Source organism: Lentzea albida (genome assembly GCF_900111005.1).
In the GTDB taxonomy this organism is placed as follows: Bacteria; Actinomycetota; Actinomycetes; order Mycobacteriales; family Pseudonocardiaceae; genus Lentzea; species Lentzea albida.
This window is the reverse complement of record NZ_FOFV01000034.1, coordinates 20,336-32,987: the sequence shown is the minus strand read 5'-3', so window position 1 is coordinate 32,987 and position 12,652 is coordinate 20,336. Positions and strand designations below refer to the sequence as shown.

General features: G+C 70.6%; 11 protein-coding genes. 3 read left to right on the top strand and 8 right to left on the bottom strand.

From position 1 onward, the window contains the following. Positions 1-35: 35 nt before the first annotated feature. Entirely contained in the window at positions 36-521 is a 486-nt protein-coding gene (locus BMY74_RS43235) for a hypothetical protein (RefSeq protein WP_089928077.1), read from the bottom strand. Between the two features lie 94 nt (positions 522-615). Further along, positions 616-1,629 carry an NAD(P)-dependent alcohol dehydrogenase gene (locus tag BMY74_RS43230; protein WP_089928074.1) on the bottom strand — a complete coding sequence of 338 codons (1,014 nt, stop codon included), beginning with the start codon at positions 1,627-1,629 and terminating at the stop codon, positions 616-618. 101 nt (positions 1,630-1,730) lie between these two features. Here BMY74_RS43230 and BMY74_RS43225 point away from each other — a divergent pair, with 101 nt between their 5' ends. Then, positions 1,731-2,300: a TetR family transcriptional regulator gene (locus BMY74_RS43225; RefSeq protein ID WP_089928071.1), complete on the top strand. Its 570-nt coding sequence runs from the start codon at positions 1,731-1,733 to the stop codon at positions 2,298-2,300. 1 nt (position 2,301) lies between these two features. Here BMY74_RS43225 and BMY74_RS43220 read toward each other — a convergent pair whose 3' ends face one another. After that, positions 2,302-2,748, bottom strand: coding sequence for a VOC family protein (locus BMY74_RS43220; RefSeq protein WP_089928068.1), 447 nt, complete (start codon positions 2,746-2,748; stop codon positions 2,302-2,304). 62 nt (positions 2,749-2,810) lie between these two features. On the opposite strand from BMY74_RS43220, the gene BMY74_RS43215 reads away from it, so the two are divergent. Then, the gene (locus tag BMY74_RS43215; protein WP_089928064.1) at positions 2,811-3,791 is read left to right on the top strand and encodes a helix-turn-helix transcriptional regulator; all 981 of its coding nucleotides are present in this window, start codon (positions 2,811-2,813) and stop codon (positions 3,789-3,791) included. 27 nt (positions 3,792-3,818) lie between these two features. Here the strand turns inward: BMY74_RS43215 and BMY74_RS43210 are convergent, their stop codons facing one another. The 4 genes from BMY74_RS43210 to BMY74_RS43195 all read right to left on the bottom strand — a co-directional run bounded on the left by BMY74_RS43210 (position 3,819) and on the right by BMY74_RS43195 (position 10,944). Next, entirely contained in the window at positions 3,819-5,480 is a 1,662-nt protein-coding gene (locus BMY74_RS43210) for a cellulose binding domain-containing protein (protein WP_089928061.1), read from the bottom strand. A gap of 143 nt (positions 5,481-5,623) precedes the next feature. Further along, positions 5,624-6,982 (bottom strand): flavin monoamine oxidase family protein, encoded by a 1,359-nt coding sequence (locus tag BMY74_RS43205; RefSeq protein WP_218159961.1) that lies wholly within the window; start codon positions 6,980-6,982, stop codon positions 5,624-5,626. Between the two features lie 45 nt (positions 6,983-7,027). Next, positions 7,028-8,428 carry a radical SAM protein gene (locus BMY74_RS43200; RefSeq protein WP_089928056.1) on the bottom strand — a complete coding sequence of 467 codons (1,401 nt, stop codon included), beginning with the start codon at positions 8,426-8,428 and terminating at the stop codon, positions 7,028-7,030. Continuing rightward, complete coding sequence (locus BMY74_RS43195) at positions 8,428-10,944, bottom strand: glycosyltransferase (RefSeq protein WP_245786724.1); 2,517 nt, start codon at positions 10,942-10,944, stop codon at positions 8,428-8,430. The genes BMY74_RS43200 and BMY74_RS43195 overlap by 1 nt, the downstream gene beginning before the upstream one ends. 185 nt (positions 10,945-11,129) lie before the next feature. On the opposite strand from BMY74_RS43195, the gene BMY74_RS43190 reads away from it, so the two are divergent. Further along, a complete protein-coding gene (locus tag BMY74_RS43190) occupies positions 11,130-11,972 on the top strand; it encodes a hypothetical protein (RefSeq protein ID WP_143091972.1) in 843 nt (280 codons plus the stop codon). Positions 11,973-12,166: 194 nt separating this feature from the next. Here the strand turns inward: BMY74_RS43190 and BMY74_RS43185 are convergent, their stop codons facing one another. Continuing rightward, the gene (locus BMY74_RS43185) at positions 12,167-12,559 is read right to left on the bottom strand and encodes a hypothetical protein (protein WP_089928127.1); all 393 of its coding nucleotides are present in this window, start codon (positions 12,557-12,559) and stop codon (positions 12,167-12,169) included. Positions 12,560-12,652 lie beyond the last annotated feature (93 nt).

Sequence of the window (12,652 nt, the reverse complement as noted above, 5' to 3'; positions counted from 1 at the left end):
GGGCTGCCCCGCGTGCCGGGGCGGCCCACACGTGTTCACGACTTGGTCTTCTCGGACTTCCTGAGGTCTTCGAGCATCTGGTGCACGGCGTCCTTCGCGTCGTCGCCCACCAGGATCTCGTAGACGGTGATCCGCGCCTCCCACCGCCCGGCCACGCCGTGCAGGGCGTAGGTCTCGTTGCCGGACACGGCCGCGGCGCACGACTTGTCCGGCTCGTCCAGCGCCATGTCGTCGCACAGCCCGGCGGTGCGCTGCACCGCCTCCTGCTCGCTGGCGTGGGCGATCAGCGACACCAGCAGCACCTCACGCCCGTCGTTGATCCAGACCTTGCAGGCCTGCCCGGCCTCGGAGCTGATCTGGGACACCACGAACCCCTGCGTGACGACCGCCAGCGGTTCGGGCTCGACCAGCCCGGGGCAGTCCGCCGCGACCTTCTGCGCGAGCCCGTCGGGCACGTCGGCGCCGCACCCGCCGACCGCCACCAGCACGAGCGCCACCGCACCCGCGATCCTGTTCCTCATCCGTTCCCCCAGTGCTGCCGCCGCGTCCTAAGTGGATTCGCGCGTGCAGACCTCACCAGGTGCGGGGGTCGCGGTCAAGCGGGTTGGGAACGGATCACCCGAGCTCGACGACGGCGCGGTAGCGCGCGCTTCCCTCCCGCACACGGCCGAGCGCCTTCTCGAACTCCGCCACCGGGTAGGTCTCCACCACGGGCCGGATGTCGTGCCGGGCGGCGAAGTCCAGCATCTGCCGGGTGTGCGCTGCCGACCCCACGATCCCTCCGACGACCCGTTTCGCGGCCGGCAGCAGGCTCATCGGCGACAACGCGATGGGCTGCTCCGGCACGCCGACGACGCACAACGTGCCCTGCGGGCGCAGGAGGCCGACGTAGTCGTCCCACGGCAGGTTCGCCGAGACCGTGCACAGGACGAAGTCGAACGAGCCGGCCGCCGCCCGCAGCGCGCCCTCCTCGCCGGACGCGATGAAACCGGTGGCGCCGAAGCCTTCCGCGTCGGCCTTCTTGGCGGGCGTGGTCGAGATGGCGGTGACGGCGCAGCCCCACGCGGCCAGGAACTGGATCGCGAGGTGGCCCAGCCCGCCGATGCCGACCACCGCGACGCGGTCGGTGGGCCGCACGCCGTTGACCAGGAGCGGGGAGAACACCGTGGTGCCCGCGCAGAGCAGCGGGCCGGCCTGCTCCGACGGGATCGCGTCGGGGATCGGGTGCACGTGCCGCCAGTCGCTCGCCCGCACGTGGCCGGCGAACGCGCCGCGGTCGCCGCGCAGGACGGTGTCGTCCCGGCTCGGGCAGAGGTTGGTCAGACCGCTGACGCACCACTCGCAGTGGAAGCAGGAGCCCGCGATGGCGCCGACGCCCACGCGTTGACCGATGGACAACCCCTCGACGGCGTCACCCACCGCGTGGACGACACCGATGGCCTCGTGACCGGCGACGAGCGGGTATCGGGAGACGCCGAACTCGTCGTCGATCAGGCTGACGTCGGTGTGGCAGATGCCGCCGTGCGTCACCCGCACGTCGACCTCGTTCGCTCCCAGCGGCCCGTTGTCGTACTCGTACGGCCGCAGCGGTCCTCCGGCCTCCTGTGCCGCGTATGCCTGGACTCGCACGTCACGCCTCCTCGAAGCAACAAAGAAACTAGTTAGTTACTCCTCCAGGTAAGCATGGGGTGACGGATCGCGCAAACCAACGAGTTAGTTAGGATGGAGGCATGAAGGACGGCAAAGCCACGCGGCAGCGTCTGCTGGACGCGGCGGCCGAGGAGTTCGCGGCGTACGGCATCGCGGGCGCCAGGGTCGACCGCATCTCCGCGAACGCCAACGCGAACAAGGCCCAGCTCTACGCCTACTTCGGGGACAAGGACCGCCTGTTCGACACGGTGTTCCAGGCTCACGCCGACGAGTTGGTGACCGCCGTGCCGTTCACCGCCGACGACCTGCCCGGGTACGCCGTCGCGCTCTACGACTCGTGTCTGACCAGGCCGAACCTGGTGCGGCTCGCGACGTGGGCACGGCTGGAACGGATCCCCTCAGGCGTTCTCGTCACTTCGATGGCCGAGGAGACGGAGCAGAAGCTGGCGGCCATCGCGGCCGAGCAGCGGGCCGGGCGGGTCGACCCGGCGCTGGAACCGGGTGACGTGCTCGCGATGGTGTCCATGCTCGCGCTCACCTGGTCCCCCGCCAGCCTCTTCTTCACCGCGACCCCGTCCGACGCCGCCGCCGACCACGAACGGAGGCGCGGCGCACTCGCCGAGACGGTGCGCCGCGCCTTCAGGCCGTGAGTCAGGCCTGGACGATCCAGGTGACGCCGAACCTGTCGGCGAGCATCCCGAAGCCGGCCGCCCACTGGGAGGGGCCGAACTCCTCGATCACCGACGCGCCGTCGGAGAGACCGTCCCAGATCGGCCGGACCTCCTCGGCCGACGAGCCGCTGACCGACAGGAAGAACGGCTCCTTCGTGATGGTGGTGCCGTTCTCCCGGCGGGTGGTGGGCTCACCGGTCGCGACCGGCTCGTCCGCTCCGGGCACGTCGTAGGCGAGGACGCGGAACCCGTTCTCGGCGACGACCTCGCCGAAGACGACGTTCTTGGCGCCGGGCACCTCGGCGGGCATGCCGAAGTCGGCGTAGGTGACGACGTTGATCTGGCCGCCGAAGACGGAGCGGTAGAACTCGAGCGCCTCCCGGGCCTGGCCGCGGAAGTTCAGGTGGGCAACTGCGTTGAGTGACATGAGAGGGACTTTGTCAGCAGTAGCGGACAGGGAACGTCCGCTACTTGTGCGAAGCTCGGACCATGCCGATCGCGACCTCCACGACCACGTCGGGCCGACTGCTGTCGTTGCTGTCCCTGCTGCAGGTCCGCCGCGACTGGCCGGGTCTGCTGCTGGCCGAACGGCTGGGCGTCAGCGAGCGCACCGTGCGCCGCGACGTCGACCGCCTGCGCGAACTCGGCTACCTCGTCCACGCGGTCAAGGGTCCCGACGGCGGTTACCGCCTCGAAGCGGGCAGCCAGGTGCCACCGCTGCTGTTCGACGAGGACCAGGCCGTCGCGCTCGCCGTGGCGCTGAAGATCGCCGTCGGCACCGGCGCGGGCATCGAGGAGGCCGCCGCACGGGCGTTGGCGACGGTGCGCCAGGTCTTGCCGTCCCGCCTGCGCCAGCGCGTCGACACCCTGGAGATCTCGGCCGCCGGCGGCGGCACGCAGGTGGACACCGACGTGCTGCTCGCGCTGAGCAGCGCCGTCCGCGCGTGCGAGGAAGTGCGGTTCGACTACGCCTCCCCCGGCCGTCCTGAGTCCGTCGGGCCTCCTCGCCGCGTGCAGCCGCACCACCTCGTCGTCCGGGGCGGGCGGTGGTACCTCGTCGGGTGGAGCGCGGAACGCGAGGACTGGCGGACCTACCGCGCCGACCGGATGACGTTGCGCGTGCCCAACGGGCCGCGGTTCAGGCCCCGGGAGGTGCCGGGGGCGGATGTGGCCGCGTTCCTGGCCGCGCGGTTCAAGGGGTCCGAGACCACCGAGTGGCCGTGCCGGGGTGAGGTGGTGCTCGGCCTGCCGCTCGCGGAGGTGGCGCCGTTCGTCGGTGGCGACACCGCTTCGGAGGCCGGGGACGGCCGGACCAGGCTGCTGGCGGGGGCGTGGTCGTGGGCCGCGCTCGCCGCGAACCTCCTGCGGTTCGACTGCGAGGTGGAGGTGGTGGGGCCGCAGGAGTTGCGGGACGCGTTCGGTGCGTTGTCCGAGCGGGCAGTCCGTGCGGCTCGGCCCGGCGTCGGCTGACGCCGGGCCACCGTCCACACTGGATCCTTAGGGAGTGACGGGCGCGTTGGTCAGCCCCTTCACCGCCCCGGCGACGGTGTTCGACGCGTACACGACGTTGGGCAGCGCCGAGCACTTCGACACCGACGTGATGTTGATGGCGTACTGCCCCACCCCGCCGAGGTCGGAGCGGTTGCCGCGCCACGTGTTGCCGCAGCCGTTGGGCAGGGCCGGGGTGGTGCTGGTGTTGTGGGTCTCGTAACCGTTCGCGAAGGTGCCGGGGCTGCGGAACGTGCCGGTGTTGTCCTCGATCAGGTAGCCGATGCCCTTCACGTCGACCCACGAGTCGGCCGAGTTCTGGCCGGTGATGCCCTGGCCGTCGAAGGTGTTGCCGCGGATCACGCCGTCGTAGGTGCCTTCCTTGACGTCGATCGCCTCGGCGGCGACGTTCGGGCCGATCCTGTTGCCCAGCACCTGGACCCGGTCGCTGCGGTCGACGCCGCCGGTGTTGCCGTGGCAGGCCCAGTTGGAGTTGGCGGAGCCGAGGTAGACGCCCTCGCCGTAGCCGGGCTGGACGAGGCCGGTGTCGGTGATCGTCGAGTTGCGGATCACGCCGTCGGCCGAGGAGCGGCGGAAGTGGACGGCCTCCTCGTCCACGTGGTGCACCGAGACCCCGTCGATCGTGGTGTGGTGCGAGTTGTCGAGGACGATGCCCTTCTTCGACTCCTGCACGGTGAAGCCGGTGAGGTTCCAGTGCGGGGAGCCGAAGACCCACAGGCCGTAACCGGAGTCCCAGCCCGCGGTGGGCGCCGGGCAGGACGGGGCCTCGCCGGACGGGCCGTCGTTGATCAGGACCGCGCCGCGGGGGCCGGTGAGGGTGATGGGCTGGGACGCGGTGCCCGCGCGGGAGTTCACGACGAACGAGCCGCGGTAGGTGCCCGCGGCGAGCCTGATCGTCTGGCCGGGGGTCGCCGCGGCCAGTGCCGCCTGCAGCTGGGCGGCGGTGGCGACGTCCACGGTGCTGCCGCCGCCGGTGTCCGGGCTCGTGGTCACGCTCACGGCCGCGCTCGCCGCCGACGTGTTGCCCGCCGCGTCCTTGGCCCGCACGGAGAACGAGTGCGCGGTGGCCGGCGACAGGCCGCTGATCGTGGCCGCCGTGCCGGTGGTGGTCGCGCTGACCGCGCCGCCCCGCAGCACCTCGTAGCCGGTGACGCCGACGTCGTCCGTGGAGGCCGTCCACGACAGGGACACCGAGCTCGACGTGACGCCGGTGGATCGCAGGCCCGTCGGGGTGCTCGGGGCCTGCGTGTCGGCGGGCGGGGTGGCGCCGCACGGGGCGCCGTTGATCGTGCAGTTCGCGGGCAGGCCGCCGCCGGAGGCGTTGAAGCCGAATTTCACGGTCGCACCCGGTTTGACGGCGCCGTTGAAACCCGCGTTCGTGAACTTGTGGTGCTGGCCGGTGCTGGTGCGCACGGAACTCCACGAACTGGTGATCGTCGTGCCGGACGGGAGGTCGAACTCGATCGTCCAGCCCGTGCTGGCCGTGTCACCGGAGTTCGCGACCGTCACGTCCGCGCCGTACCCGCCGTTCCACACCGACGTCTGGGTCACCGCCGCCGTCAACGCCGGTGCCGCCTGGGCCGGCGCGCCGCTGAGCAGTGCCGCGACGATCGCGGCCGCCGCGGCGAGCGCCGGTGCTCGGGTGGTCATCAGTTGCCTCCGCAGGGATCGCGCATCACCGTGGAGACGAATTCTGAATAGCTCTCCCCGCCGCAGTCAACGATTCTCGAAAATGTTCGAGTACGTGAATGGTCAGGTATGTGAATTAGGGAACTGCGACCGTTTGCAGAACTCTACTCGGCGTTTTTGAAGGCGATCACGACTTCGTCGGCGGCGCGTTCACCGGAGACCACGGCGCCTTCGAGGAAACCGTTCCAGACCGACGACGTCTCGGTGCCCGCCCAGTGCAGGACACCGGTCGGCGCGCGCCAGCCGAGTTCGCCGTGCTCGGTCCAGCCGCCGGGCGTCACGAAGCACGCGGCACCGCCGATGGTCCAGCCGTCCTCGGACCACGCCATCTCGGCGTAGTCGACGGGCATGCGCGCCCGCGGGCCGGCGACCTCGTTCAGGGCGGCGAGGACCTCGGTGCGGCGCACCGAGTCGGGCGCGGTGGCCCAGCCGTCGACGCGGTCGCCGTGCAGGAACGCGACGAGCACGCCGTGCGAGCCGTCCTCCGGCGAGTTGTCGAACACCAGGCCCACCGGGCCGCGGCTGAGCAGGGTGGCCGAGCCGGACCGGTCCTTCTTGCGCCAGAACGGTTCCTCGTAGACCGCGTGCACCTTCGCGATCCTGCCCATCGGCGCGTACCCCGCCCAGCCGCGGCGCGCGGGCGGGAGCACCGGGTCGAACGCGATCCGTTCCAGAGCGGCCGGCGGCACCGTGACGATGGCCCGCCGCGCGCGCACCACACCGTTGGCGGTGATCGCCTCGACGCCGTCGGAGGTGTGGCGGACGGTCAGGACGGGCTCGCCGAGCCGCACGACTCCGGGCATCGACTCCGCGAGTGCCACGGCGACCGCGTCGCCTCCGCCGGAGAAACGGGACTCCTGCGCGAAACCGTTCTCCGTCAGCCGTTCGAACCCACCGGCCGAGGCCAGGCAGAACAGCACGTGGAAGAACGAGATCTCCCGGGGCTCACAGCACCACACGGCCTGCACGGCGAGCGCGAGCCGGCGTTGCGCGTCCTCGTCGTGGGTCTGCGCGGCGAAGAACTCCTCGGCCGACTGCGCGTCGAACTCCGCGAAGTCCGGGCTGCGCCACGGCTGCTCCAGGTCGACGGTCGACGCGAGCTCGTCGAGCTGTGAGGTGACACGCCGGTACTCGGCGACTCCGGGACCGGAGTGGTCGGTGCGGGTGCCGTCGTGCCCGATCTCGACGTGCGCGCCAGTCCGCCACGCCGGGAAGGTCGCGACGTCGAACCGCGCCGCGAGCTCGCGGAAGCGTTGCTGGGACGAGCCGGTCCACTGCGCGCCGTGGTCCACGCGCACACCCGAGGGCAGGTCCTCGCTGAACGCCCTGCCGCCGACCCGGTCCGCGGCCTCCAGCACGACGACGCCGAGTCCGGCGGCAACCAGCCGGGCCGCGGCCGCCAGCCCCGCGTAACCGGCTCCGACGATCACGACGTCGGTCGAACCATGATCCGCTGCAGTCACGCCGCACACGATTGGCCAGTACCGGCCCCCAGTCAAGGTCCCCGGTCACAGCTCCGTGTTGATGATCGCCTCCACCAGCACCTCGCCGTCCTCGGTCAGCGCCACTCCCCCGTCGTCGACGGAGACGAGACCACGTCCGGCCAGGGAGGCGAACTTCTCGCGCCACGGGTCGTCGTGCAGCGACCTGCCGAACCGCGCCCGGTGCAGGTCGTCGCGCACCGGCTGCAGCGTCGAGAGTGCCATCTTGACCGCCCGCGCCTCCCGTGCGGTGGCGTCGAACCCGGTCGCCGAGCCGAGCGGCACCCTGCCCTCGTCGACGGCCTGGGCGTAGTGCTTCCAGTTCACGTCGGTGATCGCCTCGGAGGTGCGGCAGCTCGAACTGCCGCCCAGGCCGATCGCGACCTCGGCCTCCTGCTTGTCCTGGTCCACCATGATGGACTTCCACTTCTCCGGACCGAGGCCGTCGCGGGCGAAGTACATCGTGGGGTGCTCGGTGTAGCCCGCGGCCCGCAGACCGTCCGTCAGCACCTCGCGCATCAGGTACTGCTCCTGCAACGTCGGCCAGAAGTGCCCGTCCCGCACCAGCTTCTCGCGGTACTGCGGCAGCTGCCACGGCGCCGGCTGCTCCCCCGCCACCCCGGTCCTGGTCTCCGCGTAGGACTTCAGGTGCAGCTTGGTGCACACCACGGCGGTGACCTCGTTCTCCAGCACCACGTCGAGGTCGCGCCGGACGCTGTCGACGGTCTGGTCGAGCAGCCCGTACATGAGGTCGATGCTGATCCACTCGAAGCCCGCGGCCTGGGCGTTGCGCACGAAGTCGACGCACATCTGCGACGAGTGCTCGCGGCCGCACTCCCGCAGCACGTCGTCGTCGAACGACTGCACCCCGCTCGACAGCTTGGTGCAGCCCAGTTCCCGCAGCGTCTCGAGCTTCGCCGGAGTGAACGTGCTCGGGTCGCCCTCGAAGCGGATCGTGGTGTCGGCGGTGAACCCGAAGTTCTCCCGGTAGAAGTCGAGCAGCCGCCGGATGTCCCTCTCCGGCAACAACGACGGGGTCCCGCCGAAGACGTTGAACTCACCGACGGGGGCGTTCGCGAGCTCCGGCACCCGCCGCAGCCACAGCCGCGCCTCGCGGATGTTCCAGTCGACCCACTGCGAGAGCTTCTCCTCGTTGCGCCCGCCCTTGACCAGCACGACCGGGTACTGGCAGAAGCGGCACTTGTAAGCGCAGGTGGGGATGTAGGACCAGAGGTGGATCGGCGCCGTGGTGGCGAGCTGGTCGCTCAGGTCGCCGAGGAAGTCGTCGACGCCGTAGCCGGGCACGTTGCCGGGGAACACGTGCGCGCCGAACGGGTCCTCGGTGACGTAGTCGAGCAGGTGCGCGTTGGCCGGGTCCTGCAGCGCGGCCCACACCCTCGGTTCGGAGTCCGTCAGAACACGGGTCATCAGAACACGCCTCCATTGCCGAAGTAGTTGTGCGCCTCCCCCGACTCCCGGTCCTCGCAGTAGTACTTCATGAACTCGGCGAACCGCGCTTCCGGCACGTCGGCGAAGCACTCCGGCAACGGCGGCGGGAAGCCGACGTCCTCGCCGACCGCGGCGCGCAGCCTGGCGAAGATCTCGTCGCGGAACTCGAGGTAGAGCCGGTACGTCGGCGTCTTGTAGGAGTGGATCGGGACGAAGTCGACCACGCTCATCTCGGCCTTGATCTCCGCGATCCGCGCGCCGAGCCGTGCCGCCAGGTCCTCGCCGAAGAACTCGACCACCGCGTCCTCGTCCAGGAACGACGGCGTGAGCAGCACCGGCAGGATCGTGTTCTTCGGCGTGAAGTCCTTGATGGAGAACTCCCACGCCTGCACCGCCTCGGCCTCGGTGAGGTCGGCGGTCTGCGGTGTCTCCGGCGCCTCCGGCCGGATGTCGCGCATCACGATGATGCCGTCGCTGCCGTACGCGCGGCCGGTGATCACCTCGTCGATCGCGTGGTTGACCCGGCGCGGGTTGATCTCGACCCGCGATTTCGGCGCGTAGGCGATGTCGTGGCCGGAGCCGCGGACCCGGATGCCGAAGTCCCAGTCGTCGGACAGGTGGTTCACGAACCGCCCGTTCTGCAGCTGGTAGAAGATCTCGATGCCACCGACGTCCTCGTACGCGTCCCGTTCGACGGCGAAGCCCTTGCCGTCCGGGAAGCCGCCGAACAGGGAGAACGTCACCGCACGGCACCGCAACGTGCGCTGGATGGCGTCCCACAGCCGTGGCCTGCCGACGAAGTGCTCGGCGTTGTAGTAGTAGTCGCACACGCCGATCGCGGCCTTGTCCTCGTCCATCACCGCCAGCAGTTCGGTGATCCACCGCTTGTCCACCCGGCAGTCCGCGTCGGCCGACAGCAGGTAGAACCGCTCGCCTGGGTCCTTGCGGTGGCGGCTGCGGCGCACCGCGAACTCCATGCCAGCCCTGCGCGCACACGCCACGCCCTGCTCGCGTTCGCTGATCACGTGGATGTCGACCGGCGAGGTCTCGGCGAACCTGCGCGCGATCTCGACCGTGGCGTCCGTCGAGTTGTTGTCCACCAGCACGATCTCGTACGTGCCGGGGTCGACGTCCTCCTGGTCGCGCAGGGAGAGCAGCACCGCCTCGATGTTCGCGGCCTCGTTCAGCACCGGCAGCACGACGCTGGCCCGGACCTCCGCCCCCATCGCCGGCGGGAACAACGTGCTCACCAGGTGGTCCGCCTCCTCACGGGTCTGCGTGCCGAGCTGCCGGTTGTGCGCCACCACTTCCGCCCGCCTCTCCGCGTTCGTCATGAGCTCGTGCACCTGCCGGGCGAACTCCGCCGTCGGCAGGTCGTGGTCGAGGATCTCGAGCACCGGCGCCTCGAAGCCCGCGTACACCGTGTCGTAGAGGGCGTAGCGGCTCGCGATGTACGGCACGCCGGCCGCGATCGCCTCCCCGATGGGGTTGCCGTAGCTCTCGTAGTCGTACGACGTCAGGAACGACACGACGTCCGCGTGCGCCAGCAGGTCCCGCACCGAGAACCCCGGCCCGGCCGACTCGCACGGCTCCAGCACACCGCCGAAGACAACGTTGACGTCGAGCTCCTCCGCCAGCGCCCGCAGTCTCGCGGTCTCGGCCGGGTCCTCCTCGGTGTCGCCGGCGACGAACAGGCAGGTGCCCGGCAACCGGGCCAGCAGGTGCAGGTCCCGGTCGATGCGCTTCTGCGGGATGATCCGGGTGCACCGGGCGATCAGCCTCGCGTCCGGCGCGATGCCGTGGTGCGCGCGGAAATCCGGCCGGCCGGGACGGCTCGGCGGGGTGAAGGTGTTCGGCAGCACGTCCAGGTTGCGCAGGTGCGGCATCCACTCCAGCGTGCGGCGCCTCGCCTCCTCGTGCAGCGCGAAGTAGTGGATGTGCGGCGAGTTCACCATCGGGGGCGTCGCCGGGTAGGGGAAGCTGCCGTACTTGGCGGGCTCGCTCTGCCACATCAGGTCGTGATCACGCCACAGCACATACCTGCCGAGATCGTGCCTCGCGCCGTAGGTCGCAATGGCCTCGTAGAGCGCTTTTGTGTAGGCGACGTTCTCGGGAAGAGTGCCGTTCTCGACCATGACGAGCTCGACACCCCTGTCCTCCCAGGTCCGCACGATCGCCTCGGCCAGTGCGGCGGTGACCCGATCGGTGTCCGGCGACTCGTCCCGGCGCACCGATTCCAGCGTCGCCGCCACGAATTCCCGGTCGTACCCGGCAATGCCCGCCACGCCGTCGACGCGGTCGAGCACCACCCACTCCGGCACCCGTTCGTGCCGGTATTCCTGGAAGAAGCGGCCTTTATCGGCCTTGATGTCGTACCCGAGGTCGAGGTGGACCCGATAACCGCGGTCGGTGAAGGATTTGGCGGTTTTGAGGAATTCGACCACCACGCCGGACATGGCCGTGGCATCGAACGACACACCCCAAAGCACCGGCATGGGCTGCTCCGTTTCGAGTGATGTCACTCTCATCCGAACCTAGCACGAAAGCGCTTACCCGCCAGTTCGCGTCTCAATCGGCACAGCGCGCGAAACCGTTCCGAAGCAATCTGTTCCCACGGGTTTGGACCTTGCGGGGGCGGGTAAATGATCACGGGATTGTGGATCACCCGTCGGAGGCGCTCATGCTGTTGCCCACCGCCCGCGGACCGCTGAGCGCCGGCGTCATCGCCGCTCTGCTCGACGTCGGCCAGAACCCGCCACCACCGGCCGTCGACGACCCGGAGAGCGCCGACTTCCAGCTGGCGCTGTGGATCTCGCTCGAGGACGGCTTCGCACCGGAACCCGACCAGCACGCCGAGGTGCAACGCTGGCGGGCGGAACTCAGCAGGCACTGGAGGGCGGCACTGCGCGAGATGACCACGCCGGCGGTCCGCGCGGCGGGCGGCGACACGGCCTCACCCGCACGGATCGGCGACCACCTCATCAGCCTGGTGAGGACGGGCCACACCGCGCTCCACTCGTTCATCGAGACCAAGGCGACCGCCGCGCAGATCGGCGAACTCCTCACCGCGAGGTCGCTGACCGCCGTCGAACGCGTGCCCACCGTCGCGTTGGCCGCGCACAACACGATGCGCGTGATGAGCAACGCGGACACGGCCACCGCCGCCGGCCACCGGGCGGCATCGGCCGCGCTCTCCCTGCTGTCCGAGCGGAAACTCGCCGCCGGCCTGCACCGGCTGGGCCTCCCGCACCCAGCGCCGGAGGAGGTCGGGGAAGCCGCCGAGCAGCGGTGGACCCGCGCACTGGCGCTGTGCCGCGACCACCTGTCCGCGCACCCGGCCAGGACGCAGGACCTCCTGCACGCCGCGGCCGCCGCCGTCGAGGTCGAGGCCAGGCTCTGCCGGCACCTGCTGCGGTGCTGGACCCAGGCGACCCCGGTGCTCGGACCGCAGCGGCCGGTCGCGGTGACGGTCGTCGGCGGCGAGCGCGTGCTCACGCCACCGACGAAGCTCGGAACCCCTTAGGCCGGCGGGAAGCCGCGGTGGATCAACGGCAGCCGAACGGACCGCGGCGGGTCCCACACGTGCCGGTGTTCCAGGTAGGCGGCGACCACACTCCGTTGTGCGCGCGGTACCAGGCACGAGCCGTCGGCCCACGCGCGAACGCCAGCCGCAACGCGGCCATGTGCGACGACGGCGGGCCACCCGGCCCGCCGCCTCTAGAAGTCGTCGGCGCTCGTCAGCTCGTGCTCGACGACGTCCGCGCGGCCGACCAGCAGCTGCAACGGCCGTTCGAACTCCTCGCGCACGCTCAGGTCCTCCAGCGGTGCCACGTGCTTGAGCAGCGCGACCCCGTCCACCACAGCCGCACCGCCCACCTGGGACTCGCCTGCCAGCTCGAGGAACCGCAGGAGGTCGACCTCGGCGGCACGGCCGACCGGGGAGGAGATCTCCACCCACGCCGTGCCGTCCCCGTCCGCGATGTGGTGCACGGAGACCTGCTGGGTGCGTTCGCCGTCCGTGTCGAGGCGGAAGCGCAGCCAGGCGTCCGTCTCCTCCAGCACCTCGTAGCGCAGCCGGACATAGTTGATCACATCGACCCAGGACGTCACGCCCGGTTCCGCCTCTCTCACGTGCGCCTTTTCCGACACCACCGTAGTGCTCCGCCACGACGTTCGCGCCGCTTTGGACGATCGTGTCGGACG